Annotated in this window: 18 protein-coding genes; 13 read left to right on the forward strand and 5 right to left on the reverse strand. The window is 69.2% G+C overall.

All coding sequences use genetic code 11. The features are described from left to right. The first annotated feature begins 31 nt into the window (after window positions 1–31). From EV380_RS13045 to EV380_RS13080, 8 genes are all read left to right on the forward strand, one after another. On the forward strand, window positions 32–1435 hold the full coding sequence (locus EV380_RS13045) for a DUF6421 family protein (protein WP_242607618.1): 1404 nt from the start codon (window positions 32–34) through the stop codon (window positions 1433–1435). Next, the gene (locus EV380_RS13050; RefSeq protein WP_130451512.1) at window positions 1432–2157 is read left to right on the forward strand and encodes an SDR family NAD(P)-dependent oxidoreductase; all 726 of its coding nucleotides are present in this window, start codon (window positions 1432–1434) and stop codon (window positions 2155–2157) included. Before EV380_RS13045 ends, EV380_RS13050 begins: the two co-directional genes overlap by 4 nt. Beyond that, window positions 2154–3206 carry a threonine aldolase family protein gene (locus EV380_RS13055; RefSeq protein ID WP_130451513.1) on the forward strand — a complete coding sequence of 351 codons (1053 nt, stop codon included), beginning with the start codon at window positions 2154–2156 and terminating at the stop codon, window positions 3204–3206. Before EV380_RS13050 ends, EV380_RS13055 begins: the two co-directional genes overlap by 4 nt. 141 nt (window positions 3207–3347) lie before the next feature. Further along, entirely contained in the window at window positions 3348–3668 is a 321-nt protein-coding gene (locus EV380_RS13060; protein ID WP_102157618.1) for a metal-sensitive transcriptional regulator, read from the forward strand. 26 nt (window positions 3669–3694) lie between these two features. Then, complete coding sequence (locus EV380_RS13065; protein ID WP_102157619.1) at window positions 3695–3922, forward strand: heavy-metal-associated domain-containing protein; 228 nt, start codon at window positions 3695–3697, stop codon at window positions 3920–3922. Between the two features lie 128 nt (window positions 3923–4050). Further along, window positions 4051–6318 (forward strand): heavy metal translocating P-type ATPase, encoded by a 2268-nt coding sequence (locus EV380_RS13070; RefSeq protein ID WP_130451514.1) that lies wholly within the window; start codon window positions 4051–4053, stop codon window positions 6316–6318. 95 nt (window positions 6319–6413) lie between these two features. Beyond that, window positions 6414–6824: a peptidoglycan-binding domain-containing protein gene (locus tag EV380_RS13075; protein WP_130451515.1), complete on the forward strand. Its 411-nt coding sequence runs from the start codon at window positions 6414–6416 to the stop codon at window positions 6822–6824. 99 nt (window positions 6825–6923) lie between these two features. Further along, window positions 6924–7430, forward strand: coding sequence for a hypothetical protein (locus EV380_RS13080; RefSeq protein WP_130451516.1), 507 nt, complete (start codon window positions 6924–6926; stop codon window positions 7428–7430). 200 nt (window positions 7431–7630) lie between these two features. Here EV380_RS13080 and EV380_RS13085 read toward each other — a convergent pair whose 3' ends face one another. The 3 genes from EV380_RS13085 to EV380_RS13095 form a co-directional block, all read right to left on the reverse strand. Further along, window positions 7631–7996 carry a hypothetical protein gene (locus EV380_RS13085; protein WP_130451517.1) on the reverse strand — a complete coding sequence of 122 codons (366 nt, stop codon included), beginning with the start codon at window positions 7994–7996 and terminating at the stop codon, window positions 7631–7633. 86 nt (window positions 7997–8082) lie between these two features. Next, on the reverse strand, window positions 8083–8505 hold the full coding sequence (locus EV380_RS13090) for a hypothetical protein (RefSeq protein ID WP_130451518.1): 423 nt from the start codon (window positions 8503–8505) through the stop codon (window positions 8083–8085). Between the two features lie 77 nt (window positions 8506–8582). After that, entirely contained in the window at window positions 8583–9620 is a 1038-nt protein-coding gene (locus EV380_RS13095) for an EamA family transporter (protein ID WP_242607619.1), read from the reverse strand. A gap of 166 nt (window positions 9621–9786) precedes the next feature. Here EV380_RS13095 and EV380_RS13100 point away from each other — a divergent pair, with 166 nt between their 5' ends. Beyond that, entirely contained in the window at window positions 9787–10338 is a 552-nt protein-coding gene (locus EV380_RS13100) for a CGNR zinc finger domain-containing protein (protein WP_130451519.1), read from the forward strand. Between the two features lie 67 nt (window positions 10339–10405). On the opposite strand, the gene EV380_RS13105 is transcribed toward EV380_RS13100, so the two are convergent. Next, window positions 10406–10702 carry a hypothetical protein gene (locus EV380_RS13105; RefSeq protein ID WP_242607620.1) on the reverse strand — a complete coding sequence of 99 codons (297 nt, stop codon included), beginning with the start codon at window positions 10700–10702 and terminating at the stop codon, window positions 10406–10408. Between the two features lie 39 nt (window positions 10703–10741). Then, the gene (locus tag EV380_RS13110) at window positions 10742–11308 is read right to left on the reverse strand and encodes a hypothetical protein (protein WP_130451520.1); all 567 of its coding nucleotides are present in this window, start codon (window positions 11306–11308) and stop codon (window positions 10742–10744) included. Window positions 11309–11468: 160 nt separating this feature from the next. Between EV380_RS13110 and EV380_RS13115 the strand changes: the two genes are divergently transcribed. From EV380_RS13115 to EV380_RS13130, 4 genes are all read left to right on the forward strand, one after another. After that, on the forward strand, window positions 11469–12908 hold the full coding sequence (locus tag EV380_RS13115) for an amino acid permease (protein WP_130451521.1): 1440 nt from the start codon (window positions 11469–11471) through the stop codon (window positions 12906–12908). 31 nt (window positions 12909–12939) lie between these two features. Then, window positions 12940–13887 carry a homocysteine S-methyltransferase gene (gene mmuM / locus EV380_RS13120; RefSeq protein WP_130451522.1) on the forward strand — a complete coding sequence of 316 codons (948 nt, stop codon included), beginning with the start codon at window positions 12940–12942 and terminating at the stop codon, window positions 13885–13887. 70 nt (window positions 13888–13957) lie between these two features. Beyond that, window positions 13958–14560, forward strand: a complete 603-nt coding sequence (locus EV380_RS13125) for a VanZ family protein (protein WP_130451523.1) — start codon at window positions 13958–13960, stop codon at window positions 14558–14560. Further along, on the forward strand, window positions 14526–15017 hold the full coding sequence (locus tag EV380_RS13130) for a pyridoxamine 5'-phosphate oxidase family protein (protein WP_341272771.1): 492 nt from the start codon (window positions 14526–14528) through the stop codon (window positions 15015–15017). The genes EV380_RS13125 and EV380_RS13130 overlap by 35 nt, the downstream gene beginning before the upstream one ends. Window positions 15018–15019: the final 2 nt, after the last annotated feature.

Consider the following 15019-nt stretch of genomic DNA (forward strand, 5'->3'; position numbering starts at 1 on the left):
ACCCGCCCGAGAGAACCGAATGGAGGGGACGATGACGTTGACCACCACGCACACCACCCGCACCGCAGGCCACACACCGGCCGCCGACCTGCCGAACCTGCCCGCATGGAAGGCACTGAAGGCCGCCGCCACCGCGCTCCAGGAGATCCAGGTCCAGGACGGCTCCATCCCCGAGCCGGCCGACCATGCCGGCGCGCTGGCACACGTCGAGACCCTCCTGGCCTCCATCGAGGCGCTCTCCGACCACCTGCCGCACGACGCCGAGTACCTCACGCTGGTGCAGCAGGATCTGCGCGCGTGGGCCGACGGCGGATTCACCGTGCCGGACTTCCTCGATTCGCTGCTCGCCTTCCGCCCGCAGACGGAGCGCGTGGACGGGCTGCCGCATCTGGTGATCTTCCCGATGTACACCCAGAACGGCAGCACCAACCGCTACGTCGAGGCCGTGCTCGTGCAGGTCATCTGGCCCGAGTTCATCGACGAACTCGAGGCCGGCGACTACTCGAACAAGCTCTTCGTGCCGATCCGCTTCCTGGACTTCACGCCCGGCTACGCCACCAACTCGGCCGTGCTCTTCCCGGAGAGCGTCGCCGTGCGCAGCACGCCGGCCTTCACCTGGGGCGGCATCTTCGCCGACCGCGAGGCCGCGCGCTTCCGCCGCGTCCTGAAGGCCGCCGCGGAGATCACCTCGCTCGATCTTCCGGCCGGCGCCGCCGAGCTCGCCGAAGACCAGCACCTGACGGAGAAGACCTTCGTCATGTGGGACCTCATCCACGACCGCACCCACATGCGCGGGGACCTGCCCTTCGACCCGTTCATGATCAAGCAGCGCATGCCGTACTTCCTGTACTCGCTCGAGGAGCTGCGCTGCGACCTCACCGCGTTCCGCGAGTGCGTCCGGATCGAACGGGATGAAACGCGCGACGAGGAAACGCGCCGGCACGCGAAACTCGTGCAGTACGCGGTGATCTTCGACCGCATCTTCCGCTTTGCCGTGACCGGAAACCGCGTGCGCAACTACGACGGCCTCGGCGGCCAGCTGCTCTTCGCGTGGATGCACCAGCACCACGTCCTGCACTGGACCGACGGCAAGATGAGCATCGACTGGGACCAGGTGACCGGCGTCGTCGTCGAACTCGGCGTGCGCATCGAGGAGCTGTACTGGCGCTCGATCGACCGCCCCAAGACGGCGCACTGGCTCGCCGCCTACGAGCTCGTCTCCGCGACCCTGACCCCGAACCCCGCCTCCGTGTGGGCCAAGGGGCCGGACGCGCTGCCGCTCGACGGGCCGCCGCGCGGGCTGACCGACCAGGTGCTCGACGACGAGTTCCCGCTCTCGATGTTCTACGAGGCCCTCGAGAAGAAGATCCGCCCGGTCATCGAAGCCACCTCCGGCATCACGGGCGCAACCCCGGACGCGCAGGAGGCGGCGTGAGTTACACGGTCGTCGTCGCCGGGGCCACCAGCGCCTCCGGCGTGGCGGCCTGCACCGCCCTGGCGCGGGCGGGGATGCGGGTCGCCGCCGTCGGCAGCGACCCGGCGCGGATTGCCCGTCTGGCCGAGGCCCACGAGTCCATCACGGGCTACGCCTGCGACCTCACGGATCCGACGGCGGTCGCCGGCCTCGCGGACAACGTCCGCCGCGATCTCGGCCCCGTCGACGGCCTGATCCACCTCGTCGGCGGCTGGCGCGGCGGCAAGACTCTGGCCGACCAGACCGACGAGGACTGGGACTTCCTGCACTCGCGCGTCATGACCACGCTGCGCAACACCACTCGCGCCTTCAACGACGACGTCGCCACCTCCGACGCGGGCCGCGTCGCCATCGTCTCCGCCGAGTCCGTCGGAGCGCCGACGGCCGGCGGCGCCAACTACGCGGCCGTCAAGGCCGCCGCCGAAACCTGGACCCTCGCGATGGCCCAGGGGTACAACGACACCCGCGCGGCCGCCGTCGTGCTGGTCATCAAGGCGTTCGTCGACGCCGCGATGCGAGCCGAGAGGCCCGACCGGAAGTTCCCCGGCTTCACCGACGTCGAGGTCCTCGGCGCAGCGGCCGTGCAGCTCTTCGCGCTCGACGCGGAGCAGATCAACGGCCGCCGCCTGCGCCTCGGCACGACCCTTGCCACCGAAAACGACGAGACGGGAGTCTTCGCATGACCGCCACCACCACCGAGCCGGTCACCGCCGCGCGCGGGTTCGCCTCCGATAACTACGCCGGCGCCCACCCGGAGGTCCTCGCGGCCGTGACCGCGGCCAACTCCGGGCACGTCACCGCGTACGGCGAGGATCCCTACACGGCCCGCTTGCAGGAGGTCGTGCGCGGGCACTTCGGCGAGCGCGCGACCGCGTTCCCGGTCTTCAACGGCACGGGAGCGAACGTGCTGTCGCTGCAGGCGCTCCTGCCGCGCTGGGGCGCCGTCGTGTGCGCCGAGACCGCCCACATCAACGTGGACGAGAACGGCGCCCCCGAACGCGTGGGCGGCATGAAGCTGCTCAGCGTCCCGACCCCGGACGGCAAGCTCACCCCCGAGCTCATCGACCGCGAGGCCTGGGGCTTCGGCGACGAACACCGGGCCCAGCCCCTCGCCGTCTCCATCACCCAGACCACGGAACTCGGCACGTGCTACACGCCCGCCGAGGTGCGGGCCATTGCCGACCACGTGCACACGCTCGGAATGCGGCTGCACATGGACGGCGCGCGGCTGTCCAACGCGGGCGCCCACCTGGGCGTGCCGCTGCGCGAATTCACGACGGACGCAGGTGTCGACGTCCTCTCGCTCGGCGGGACGAAGAACGGCATGCTGCTCGGCGAGGCCGTGGTGTGGCTCGGCGACGATGACCCGGGCCTGACCTACCTCCGCAAGATGAACATGCAGCTGGGTTCGAAGATGCGCTTCCTCTCCGCCCAGCTCATCGCCCTGTACGAGGGCGACCTGTGGCTGCGCTCGGCGGGCCACGCGAACGAGATGGCCCAGCGGCTCCGCGCGGGTCTGGACGGAATCGACGCGGTGACCGTGACGCAGCGGACGCAGTCCAACGGCGTATTCGCGGTGCTGCCCGGCGGCGCGGCGGATCGCGTGCGCGAGTCCTACCGTTTCTACGACTGGGATCCCGCCACGGGCGAGGTCCGCTGGATGTGCTCGTGGGACACCACCGAGGAGGACATCGACGGCCTGCTCGCTGCGGTGAAGGCCGCGGTGGCCTGACGCCACGCCGGCAACAACCTGAGAGCGGTCCGCGACATCGAGTCGCGGGCCGCTCTTGTCGTACCCGCGCCGCCGGGCACACCGAAACATACCCCTAGGGGGTACTTGACGCCGATACCCTCCAGGGGTATTGTCGTGGTTATGGAGACGCACACCGATACGACCCACGGGCACGGCTACTCGGCCGACAAGGACGCCCTGCTCAAGCGCCTGCGCCGGATCGAAGGCCAAGTGCGGGGCATCGCCCGGATGGTCGAGGAGGACACGTACTGCATCGACGTCCTCACCCAGGTCTCCGCGGTCAACGCGGCGATGCACAAGGTCTCCCTCAACCTCGTCGAGGACCACATCGGCCACTGCGTCGTCGGTGCCGCCGAGGAATCACAAGCCACCGGCGACCCGAGCATCGTCGAAGCCAAGGTCAAAGAAGCTTCAGCAGCCATCAGCCGCCTGTTGCGCTGAACCAAAACCACCCAGGAGGAACCACCATGAGCAAGACCCTCACCGTCAGTATCTCGGGCATGACCTGCGGCCACTGCGTCGCCTCCGTCACCGAGGAGATCGAGGCCATCGCCGGCGTCGACTCCGTGGACATCGATCTCAACGCCGGTGGCACGTCCACCGCGACCATCACCTCCGTGGGCGACCTCGACGAAGCGGAGGTCAGCGAGGCCGTCGCCGAGGCCGGATACACCCTCATCAGCAACAACGCCTGATCACCCGGCGAATTCCGCCCGCTTTCACCGCCCCTCCCGCTCGGTAGCAACCACCACCGGTTGATTCCCTACCTTTCCGCGCCCTCGGGCCGGTTGAAAGTGGGCGGTTTTTCCCCTAGGAGCCCGCCATGACCACGCACCACAGCCATTCCCACGCAGAAACCGAAACCCGCACGGTCGACCTGAACGTCGAGGGCATGACGTGCGCGTCGTGCGTCGGGCGGGTCGAGCGCAAACTCGGCAAGCTCGACGGCGTCGAAGCGAGCGTGAACCTGCCCCTCGAGTCGGCCAACGTGAAGGTCCCGTCCCACGTCAGCGACGAGGACCTGATCGCCGCCGTCGAATCGGCCGGATACCGCGCCAGCGTCAAGCAGCCCGAACACGGCGGGCACGCGGGGCACCAGCACGACGACGTCCCCGCCGACGTCATCCGACCCCGGCTCATCGTCGCGGCCGCGCTGACAATCCCGCTCTTCGTGATCTCGATGATCCCCGCGGCACAGTTCCCGCACTGGGGCTGGGTCGCCCTCGCCCTCTCCGCGCCGGTCACGCTGTACTCCGGCTGGCCCTTCCACCGGGCCGCCGCGATCAACGCCCGCCACGGCGCATCGACGATGGACACGCTCGTCTCCATCGGCGTGCTCGCCGCCTTCCTGTTCTCCACCTGGCAGCTGATCGCCGACCCGATGCTCACCGCCCATGCGGGCGCGGGCATGGCGTCCATGGCGGACCACCAGCTCTACTTCGAGGTCGCCGGCGTCGTCACGACGTTCCTGCTGCTCGGCCGCTGGTTGGAAGCGCGCGCCAAATCCCGGGCCGGCGACGCCCTGAAGTCCCTGCTCAGCCTGGGCGCGAAGGATGCCGTCGTCCTGCGCGACGGAGCGGAGCACCGCGTTCCGGCCGAGTCCCTCTCCCCCGGCGACGTCATCGTGGTTCGACCGGGCGAGAAGATCGCCACGGACGGCCGCGTCACCGAAGGTTCCTCCGCCGTCGACACCTCCGTGATCACCGGCGAGTCCGTGCCTGTTGAGGTCTCCCCCGGTGACAGCGTCACGGGCGCGACGATCAACACGTCCGGCCGGCTGCTCGTGGAGGCCACCCGCGTCGGCAGCGACACCACGCTCGCCCAGATGGGCCGCCTCGTCTCGCAAGCGCAGACCGGCAAGGCTCCCATTGCGCGCCTCGCGGACCGCATCTCGTCGGTGTTCGTGCCGATCGTCCTGGTCATCGCCGTCCTGACCTTCGTGTTGTGGATCGTGTTCTCGGGCGACACGCAATCGGCGTTCACGGCGGCCGTCACCGTCCTGGTCATCGCCTGCCCGTGCGCGCTCGGGCTCGCCACGCCGGTGGGCCTCCTCGCCGGCACCGGTCGCGGCGCGCAACTGGGCCTGCTGATCCGCGGCCCGCAGGTCCTCGAGGACACCCGCCGCATCGATACCGTGGTGCTCGACAAGACCGGCACGGTCACGGCCGGCGAGCTTCAGGTGACGGCCGTCGAGCCGTTCGGCAACCTCTCCGCAGATCGCCTGCACGCCCTGGCCGCCGCCGTCGAAGCCGGGTCCGAGCACCCCATCGCCGCCGCGATCGTGGCCGCGTCCCCGGCGGAAGCCTTCACCGCGGCCAACTTCTCCTCGGCCGCCGGCGGCGGCGTCAGCGCCGACGTCGTGCTCGACGGCGCAGCGGAACCGGCGCGGGTGCACGTCGGCCAGGCCCGCTGGCTCGCCGAGGTGGGCGTCGACCTCACCGAGGCCGAGCGCGAGCGCCTCGCCGAAGCTCAGGCCCAGGGTGCGACGGCGGTGCTTGTCGGCATCGTCGACGCGGAGGGTTCGCGGGCGGCGGGCATCGTCTCGCTGCAGGACACAGTGAAGCCGGGCTCCGCGGCGGCGATCGGCCGGCTCAAGGAGATCGGGTTGCGCCCCGTCCTGCTGACGGGCGACAACGAGCAGGTCGCGGCCCAGGTGGCCGCCGAGGTGGGCATCGACCCCGCGGACGTGTTCGCCGGAGTCCTGCCCGAGGGCAAGGTCGAGGCGGTGAAGCGGCTGCAGGCCGACGGCGGACAGGTCGCGATGGTCGGCGATGGCGTGAACGACGCCCCCGCGCTGGCGACCGCCGACCTCGGGATCGCCATGGGTTCGGGCACGGACGTCGCGATCGAGGCCGCGGACATCACGGTCATGGGCAGCGAGCTGGGGCAGGTCGTCACCTCGATCGAGCTCTCGCGCAAGACGCTGGCGGTCATCAAGACCAACCTGTTCTGGGCGTTCGCGTACAACACGCTCGGCATCCCGGTCGCGGCGCTCGGCCTGCTGAACCCGATGCTCGCGGGGCTCGCGATGGCGGCGAGCTCGGTGCTCGTGGTCGCGAACTCGCTGCGGTTGCTGCGTTTCGGACGATGAGTCACCTCGTGCCCATGGGGAGTTCTCCCCATGGGCACGATCATTCTGGTTGAGTTAGCATTTATCTAAATTCTTGACTGAAAGGACTTAGTTTGATGCGCAAGACAACTCGACGTTCCAGAATCGCACTTATCGCCGCCGCCAGCCTGATCTTGGGTGGCTCCCTGAGTGTGACCGCACCACCCGCACCAGCCGAGGCCGCTGGCCAATGCGTGGACTACAACTACAGCTCGGGCGGCTACTCCAGCTGCGTGGGCAATATCCAGGTGCTGCTCAACGCTTTCCGCCTCAGCCCCGGCTCGACCTACCAGACCCTCGCAGTCGACAACGCCTACGGCCCCGCAACCCGCTCGGCGGTGATTGACTTCCAGCGCTACTGGGGCCTTCAGGCCGACGGGATCGTGGGTCCCCAGACGTGGCGCGTGCTCTGCGCACCCCAGATGGGCCCGGGTCCGGTCAGCTGGTACCCCTACACAGCTGCCCGCGCTTCGGGCTGCAATATCTAGTGCCCCATCAGCAGCGCCCCGCCTGCCCTCCTCTGGCCCAGGAGGGCAGGAGGGGGCAGTGCGTCTCGGCGACGACCTCGCCGAAGCCCTGCACAACGCATGAGCATTCAGCGGCCTCAGCAGCCTCCGTCGCCGTTTGTCATCGAGGCCTTCAAGGCATGCGGCGCACCTGCCCGCGTTCCCGGCGGGGAGGGCTCCTCGTGGCGGGTCGCCGACCTGGTGTTCAAGCCGGCAGACAACCAAGAACAACTTGCGTGGTGGGCCGAAGCCGTCGCGGACATCGGGGACCCCGATCTGCTCCGGCTGCCGGCTCCTGCCCGCACCTCCTCGGGCGCCCTCGTCGTCGATGGCTGGACCGCCACGCATTTCCTCGAGGGCGAACACGAGTCCGGCCGTTGGGTGGACGTCGCCCGGGCGGGCGAAGCCTTTTGCGATCTCCTCGAACCGATCCAGCGTCCGGGCTTTCTGGCTCGACGTCAGGACCCCTGGGCTCGAGCCGACCGAATCGCGTGGGGTGAGGAGCCGCTGACCGGGTTCAAGGCTGAACCCCTGGTCACCGGGATCATCGACCTCCTGACACCTCTCACGGGGCCGGAACACAGCTGATCGACCAGATCAGCCACGACCCGGATTTCCCCCAGTACCTGCTCCGGGCGCTGCTGTACCGTATGGCCGCGGACGCGTTCCTGACCGGAACCGAGCAGATGGGGCTCCAGGCCTCGAACGCCTACGTGGAGATCACCAACGCTGCCTGTCACCGAGCTGCGCGCGGCTGAACCTCCGTCAGCGCACCGCTTCCCCGCGCCTCAAGCGCTACGGTGCCAGCCCCGCCACTGCGGGAACAGGACCCAGACGCACAGTATGACCGCCACCGCGCCGTGCCCGAGCACTGCCACGGGCGCCAGGACCGACGGCGAGAGGAACGCGCCCACGACAACTGCCGCGCAGCCGGCCGCGACAATGCAGGCCGCGATGCGCCAGCGTGGAATGCTGCCCGCCCGGAGGAGCCCGAAGCCGGCGAAGTAAAGCAGGGCCAGCCCGATCGTGTAGAGGGCCCAGCCCCAGAGCTGAGCCGCGTAGGACCACCCAGGCTCCGAGGCCGGGGCCCCGGTGAGCACTGACAGGCTCGACACGGCGAAAACCACCGCCATGAGCGCCCGGGAGATTTTCACGCTGGATCCGGCTCGTGTTGCGGGAGACGTCGCATCGGCCGCCGGCAATCCAGCCGCGCGCGTCACCGAGTCGGTCGTTGGGCGGCTCACGTGTCGAGGGGCCAGCCGGGCGAGAACACGGTGGGCGCGATGAGCATGCCCAGAAAGACGAGCATGAGCGGGCCGAACGGCTGCCAGAACCCGGTCTCGGCGGCGGCGAGATTCGTGACCTCGGCCTCGGCGAGGACGAAGACGGCGGCGATCGAGGCGACGGAGAGCGCCAGGCCCGAGGCGCCGATCCAGCGCATGTTCTCGGCTGCGGGCCGCCAATACCGGGCACTCAGCAGCGTCACGACGGCGGCCAACAGGATCCACATCGCGGCGATGGCGATCATGATCGGATCGTCCGCGCGCGCCAGCATCCAGCCGCCGAAACCCGCCGTGAAGAGCGTCAGCAGCACTGCGGCGACCGGGCGCCGGTGATCGCGTTGTTCGACCTGGTGCGCCGTGCTCATGTCGACTACGTCCATGAATGAATTATCCCCTCTGACACGCCCACCCTAACGAGTCGCTGGCGGAAGGAGAACCGTCTGTGCCACTCCGTTACCTAAAGGTGATGGATCTCCGCGGTGGCGCTGTGAGGACGAGCCCGGCGCGTCAGTCGCCGGGCCTGGCGCAGCTCGTCGGCGCGGACGAGGATCACACCAGCGACGATGCACAATCCCCCGAGGAGCTGGATCGGCGCGGGCATCTCGCCGAGCAGCAGCCACGCCCAGCAGACCGCGAAGATGACCTCCGTCAGGCCGATGAAGGAGGCGAGCGTCGCGCCGAGGGCGCGGGCTGCGAGGATGCCGGAGACGTAGGCCAGGACGGCGGCCACGACAATCAGGCCGGCCAGAGCCGCCCACCACGGGGTCTCGAAGCCGCTGAAGTTGACCGTCCCGAAGGTCGCCCGCATCGGCAGCAGCCCGACGGCCCCGAGCGCGAACATCAGCAGGGCGCCGACGAGCAGACCGCCGGTCGTGAGCACGAGCGGGTTCAGCGAGTCGTTCTGCTGCGCGCCGACCACGAAGAACACCGCGAGCCCGACGGCTGCGATCAGCCCCCACATCACGCCGAGCGGATCCACCCCCTTGGCGCCCGTCACATCGAGGACCAGCACCAGCCCGACGACGGAGGTCACCGCCCCGAGGATCGTCAGCAACCGCGGGCTCCGGCGGGTGACGACCCACGCGGCGAGCACGATCAGGATCGGTGCCATGTACTCGAGCAGCAGGGCGACGGACACGTCGAGGTACTGCACGGCCTGGAAGTAGGAGAACTGACAAACGGCGACCCCGAAGACACCGAACAGCACGATCGGCTTCCAGTTGTCGCTGACGGTGTGCCAGCGGCCGCGCAAGACCCACAGCGTCGGCAGCAGCAGCACCAGCGCCGCACCGAGCATGCGAGCGCCCACCGCGGCACCGCTGGTCCAACCGGCCTCCAGCAGCGGCTTGGCGAACGACCCGCTCGTCGCGAAGACGATCGCGCTGAAGAGGGCGATGCCGAAGCCGGCCAGGTTACGCCTCGACTGCCCGGCATAGTCCGTCGCCTCGGATGCCGAGAGTGCCCCCGCTCCCACCTGCCCCACGCGCTCTGCCACGGCCGCCTCCTTCACTGGTTCTCCCTGTCAATACTCGCCGCGATTCGGCGCCCACTTGAGATGTCATGAGTGTATTTGATTTGACTACTTACATAAATGCTACGCCTTAAAGTACACTGGGAAAACCCGAACCAACCAGTAGCTCATGAGGAGTGACACGACCCATATGCAGTTTGCCCCTGACACGTTGATCGCACTGCGTTCGGCAGTCAACCTCGTGAACTCGGCCGAGGCCGAGGTGGACCAGCTCAGGACCGTCGCCGATCTAGATCATTTCCTCGCCGAGGAGCAGTACTCGGGGTTTCGGGCTGGGACGCAGGGCGAGCTGCGCGAGGTCCGGCACCTGCGCACCGTTTTTCGCGCCCTCTGGGGCGCCGACGTCGACGAGGCGGTGGAGATCGTCAACAACATCCTGCGCAACGCCCGAGCCCTGCCCCAGCTGGTCAAACACGATGGATGGGACTACCACCTGCACGCGACCACCCACGATGCCCCGCTGGCCGACCGGATCTCCACGGAGATCGCACTCGCGGTCATGGACGTCGTCCGCTCCGGCGAGCTCGACCGCCTCCGCACGTGCGCGGCCCACGACTGCCGGGCCGTGCTGCTGGACCTCTCGCGCAACCGGTCCAAGCGCTTCTGCGACACCGGCAACTGCGCCAACCGCGAGCACGTTCGCGCCTACCGGCAGCGCAAGGCCGGCGCCGGGACGAAGTAGGGCAGATTTAAAGCACAAAAGGGAGGGCATCCGCCCTCCCTGCGCCCGCCTCAACGGCTGCCCCTGGCTAGTGTCCGTGGCCGCCCTTGCGGTCCGGGTTCTTCGAGGACCGGTTCACGCCCGAGCCCTCACCCAAACCCTTGGGATTGTCCTTCGAGGCCATGATGAGCAGCGACGTCAGCAACAGCGAGGCGATGAAGGCGATACCGAACGCGACCAGACCGATATCGAACCGGACGTCGTTGTCCCGGCCGCCGGTCGCGGTGATCGTCACGACGGTGCCCGCGATGAGTCCCAGCACTAGGGAAAAGATCAGTGGCGCCTTGATGCTCTGCTTCCACGACTTCTTGGGCTGATTCGCCACTTGGTTCGCCTCCTGCGATGTTTCGGGACCGCGGTCAGTCTACCGTCCGGTCACGTCGGAGGCGGCATCGTGCCGGTACCCCAGTGCCGCAATGGCGACGAAGACCGCCACGATGATCTGACCACCGCCGGCGATGCCGAAGATCCCGTGCGCGTCGACGCCCCAGAACAGCACGAGCCCCACGCCGATTCCCATCTCGACCACGCCCGTCAGGGCCCAGTCCCGCGCTGGGACGAACCGCTTGCGGGTCCGCGCCCACGCGGCGAGTTGGCCGACACCGCCGGCGATCCAGCCGGCTGCCGCCGCGACGGTCACGCCCGCGACTGTGGGCAAGAACACCAGTGCGACGCCGGCCGCAAACCAGGCGATGGCCGTCGCCACGAGCGCCGAGCGGGCCGCCGTCGGAGTGGCTGGATCGACGATCAGCCGGCGCAGCAGCGTCGCGTTGAGCACGAAGAATCCGGCCAGGATCAGCGACAGCGCCTGCAGCGGCGGGGCCGCCCAGAAGACGCTCGTCAGGCCGAGGACCGCGGCCAACGCCGCCCGCAGCAGCAGCGGTTTCCAGTAGGCGCGGGCAACGGCGGCGGGGGTCTGGACGGAAGGCACTCGTCGATTCTACGGGGCGGCTGCATGTCATCGTCGGACACGTCCGCGCGTCGGGACGGGCGCGAGGGGTAAAGTCCGTGCAGCATCCGCCGCGTCGGAGGGCCGGCACCTCGGGACCGGCAGCTGACCTCGGACTACACCATCTCCGGAAGGCCCGCCCTTGGAATCCTCTTCGCCTGCTGTCCTCACGCCGGCCGACGCCGCCATCGCGACAACCGGGGCCGGCCTGCGCCGCTCCCTGGGGCCGCGCCACCTGATCATGATCGCCATGGGCGGGGTGATCGGCTCCGGACTCTTCGTCAGCTCCGGCTACACGATCTCGCAGGCCGGGCCGCTCGGCGCGGTCATCGCCTACCTCATCGGCGCCTTCGTGGTGTATCTCGTGATGTCGTGCTTGAGCGAACTGGCCATCGCCTACCCGGTGTCGGGAGCCTTCCACATCTACGCCTCCCGCTCCATCGGTCCCGGCACGGGCTTCGCCACGGCCTGGCTCTACTGGCTGACCTGGGCTGTGGCCATCGGGTCCGAGTTCACGGCCTCAGGCCTCCTCTTGCAGCGCTGGTTCCCCGAGGTCGACGTGTGGGTGTGGTGCCTGCTCTTCGCGGCCCTCCTGTTCGGACTCAACGCCGTCTCATCGAAGTTCTTCGGCGAGTCCGAGTTCTGGTTCTCCCTCGTCAAGGTCGCGGCGGTCATCGCCCTGATCGTCCTCGGCGGCGCGGCCCTGCTCGGCTTCCAGCCCCTGGGCGCAAGCGGCGACCACCCCGTCCTCTTCGAGAACTTCACCACCGAGGCGGGTCTCTTCCCGCACGGTTTCACGGGCGTCTTCATCACCACCCTCGCGGTGTTCTACGCGTTCTCCGGATCCGAGCTCATCGGCGTCGCCGCCGGCGAGACGAAGGACCCGGCCGTCAACATCCCGAAGGCGATGCGCAGCACCGTCATCCGCCTGCTGATCTTCTTCGTCGGCGCGATCGCCGTCATCGCCGCGACCGTCCCGTTCAACGAGGTGGGCCTGGACGAGAGCCCCTTCGTGACGGTCTTCTCCGCCGTCGGCGTCCCGTGGGCGGCAGACATCATGAATTTCGTGATCATCACCGCGCTCCTCTCCGCCGGCAACAGCGGCCTCTTCTCCTGCGCACGCATGCTGCACTCGCTCGCGAGCGAGGGCCAGGCCCCCGCCGCCCTGAAGAAGCTCACCAAGCGCGGCATCCCGCTCGTTGCCCTCTCCGTGAGCATGGTCGGTGGGCTGGCCTCCCTCGTCAGCAGCGTCGTCGCGCCGCAGACGGTCTTCCTGGTGCTCGTCTCGATCTCCGGTTTCGCCGTGGTGGGCGTCTGGATGTCCATCACCGCCTCCCACTTCTTCCACCGCCGGGCGTTCGTGCGCGACGGCGGCGACATCGCCTCGCTGCCCTACCGCGCACCGCTGTTCCCGGTCGTGCCGATCCTCGCGTTCAGCCTCTGCCTCGTCTCGCTCGTCGGCATCGCGTTCGACCCCACGCAAGCGGCAGCCCTCTACTTCGGCGTCCCCTTCGTCGCGGCCTGCTACGCGTACCACCACTTCAAGATCAAGCCCGCCCTCCGCGCGCGGTCCGCCGCCTGAGCCCCCACCCCACAACCCCACGGAGAACCGCATGCCCCGCACCACCCGCCTCTCCGGCCTCCTCGACGCTGGCGGCGACCTCGTCGTCGACGGCGCGCTCGCGACCGAGCTCGAGGCGCACGGCTGCGACCTGGAGGACCCGCTGTGGTCGGCCAAGGTCCTGCTCGAGCGGCCCGAGCTGATCCAGCGGGTGCACCGCGACTACTTCGCGGCCGGCGCGCACGTCGCGATCACCGCGAGCTATCAGGCCACGCCGCAGGGCTTCGCGCCACGCGGGCTCGACGCCGAGCAGGCTCTCGCCCTCGTGGGTTCGAGCGCGCGCCTCGCCGACGCAGCCCGCCAGGATTACCTGCAGGAGCACGACGGCGGCGCGGCGCACCTGATCGTGGCCGGTTCCGTGGGCCCCTACGGGGCCTTCCTCGCGGACGGCTCCGAGTATCGCGGCGACTACCGGCTCACCCGCGCGGAGTTCGTCGCGTTCCACCGCCCGCGCATCGAGGCGCTGGTGGTGGCCGGCGTCGACGCCCTGGCCTGCGAGACACTGCCGTCCGCGGCGGAGGCCGACGCCCTGCTCTCGCTCGTCGCGGAGTACGACGTCGAGGCGTGGTTCTCGTTCAGCCTGCGCGACGGCGGGCACATCAGCGACGGCACACCGCTCGCGGAGGTCGCCGCACTGTGCGCCGCCGAACCGCGCGTCGCGGCGATCGGCGTGAACTGCGTGCCGCTGGAGCTCGTGTCCCCGGCGCTCACCGCCCTGCGCGCGGCGACCGACCTGCCGCTGATCGCCTACCCGAACTCGGGTGAGGAGTACGACCCCGTCACCAAGACGTGGGCGCCGGCCGCCGCGGGCTCCGCGCCCGGGCCACGCACGCTCGCCGACGGCGCCGCCGAGTGGCACTCCCTGGGCGCCCAGATGATCGGAGGCTGCTGCCGAACCACGCCGGGCGACATCGCCGCGTTGGCACAGATGGTGCGCTGACTCGAAACCGCGGCGCCACGAAGTTCGGCTTCGGGTTACGCGCCGCCGGTGTCGATAGAGTCGTTCCGATATGACGAACCTGCTCCGGTCCTTCGGCCACCTCCTTCCGATCTTCCTGATCCTCGCGGCTGTTCTCGCCGTCGGAGTGTTCCTCGCCTACGTCCCCACACTCCGGGCGCGCCGACGAGTGGGCCATCGGATGCTGTGGCTCTGGGCGACGCTCTGCTGGGTCTCGGGAGTGCTCCTCGTGACGCTCTTTCCGCAGGCATGGGGCATGGAAACGTCCCGCACGGTCTCGCTGACCCCGTTCGCCTCGTTCGCCGGTGGTGCCGGCGTCGACGGATCGGTGCTGATGGAAGCAGCCGCGAACTGCCTGATGTTCAGCGTGGGCGGTTTCCTCCTGGGTCTCGCGACGGACAGGATCGGCGTCATCGCCGCGGCATGCGTGGGGCTGGCCGTGATCGTCGAGTTCTGCCAATACGTGTTGGCGCTCGGGCGCGTGGCCAGCATCGACGACGTGCTGTGGGCGGGTGCCGGGTGCCTCCTCGGCGTCGCCATCGCACGACTAAGCTCACGGTATGGGCAAAATTTTCGATTCAATCGACGACAACCTGAAGGCCTGGATCGACGAACAACCCATGTGGTTCGTCGCGACCGCCCCGCTCGACGCTGACGGCCACGTCAACGTCTCACCACGCGGTCACGATTCGTTGTCGGTGCTGGGACCGCATCGGGTGGCATGGGTCGACTACACCGGCAGCGGCATTGAGACGATCGCGCACCTTCGGGAGAACGGCCGGGTGTGCCTCATGTTCAACTCGTTCGGGCCCCGGCCCCGGATCGTCCGCCTGCACGGCCGCGGGTCGGTGTTCCTGCCCGGCACCGCGGAGTTCGACGAGGTCACGGGGAAACACCCGCACCACCCGAGCACACGAGCCGTCATCGTCGTCGATGTGACGCGCATCAGCGACTCGTGCGGCTGGGGCGTCCCCGTGATGGAGCAGACCGGGGAGCGGGACCTCCTCCGCCTGCACGCAGAGAAGAAGGGCCCGGACGGGATGTCCGCCTACCGCGTCGAACGCAACGCGCACAGCATCGACGGACTGCCCGGGTTCCCGGCGGAGTCGTAGCG

The organism is Zhihengliuella halotolerans (assembly GCF_004217565.1).
Taxonomy (GTDB): Bacteria; Actinomycetota; Actinomycetes; order Actinomycetales; family Micrococcaceae; genus Zhihengliuella; species Zhihengliuella halotolerans.

Excerpts from the sequence above, each read along its gene's own strand:
- EV380_RS13045 (WP_242607618.1), top strand. The coding sequence starts at position 32 with ATGACGTTGACCACCACGCACACCACCCGCACCGCAGGCCACACACCG.
- EV380_RS13055 (WP_130451513.1), top strand. The coding sequence starts at position 2,154 with ATGACCGCCACCACCACCGAGCCGGTCACCGCCGCGCGCGGGTTCGCC.
- EV380_RS13060 (WP_102157618.1), top strand. The coding sequence starts at position 3,348 with ATGGAGACGCACACCGATACGACCCACGGGCACGGCTACTCGGCCGAC.
- EV380_RS13065 (WP_102157619.1), top strand. The coding sequence starts at position 3,695 with ATGAGCAAGACCCTCACCGTCAGTATCTCGGGCATGACCTGCGGCCAC.
- EV380_RS13070 (WP_130451514.1), top strand. The coding sequence starts at position 4,051 with ATGACCACGCACCACAGCCATTCCCACGCAGAAACCGAAACCCGCACG.
- EV380_RS13075 (WP_130451515.1), top strand. The coding sequence starts at position 6,414 with ATGCGCAAGACAACTCGACGTTCCAGAATCGCACTTATCGCCGCCGCC.
- EV380_RS13080 (WP_130451516.1), top strand. The coding sequence starts at position 6,924 with ATGAGCATTCAGCGGCCTCAGCAGCCTCCGTCGCCGTTTGTCATCGAG.
- EV380_RS13090 (WP_130451518.1), bottom strand. The coding sequence starts at position 8,505 with ATGGACGTAGTCGACATGAGCACGGCGCACCAGGTCGAACAACGCGAT.
- EV380_RS13100 (WP_130451519.1), top strand. The coding sequence starts at position 9,787 with ATGCAGTTTGCCCCTGACACGTTGATCGCACTGCGTTCGGCAGTCAAC.
- mmuM (WP_130451522.1), top strand. The coding sequence starts at position 12,940 with ATGCCCCGCACCACCCGCCTCTCCGGCCTCCTCGACGCTGGCGGCGAC.
- EV380_RS13125 (WP_130451523.1), top strand. The coding sequence starts at position 13,958 with ATGACGAACCTGCTCCGGTCCTTCGGCCACCTCCTTCCGATCTTCCTG.
- EV380_RS13130 (WP_341272771.1), top strand. The coding sequence starts at position 14,526 with ATGTGGTTCGTCGCGACCGCCCCGCTCGACGCTGACGGCCACGTCAAC.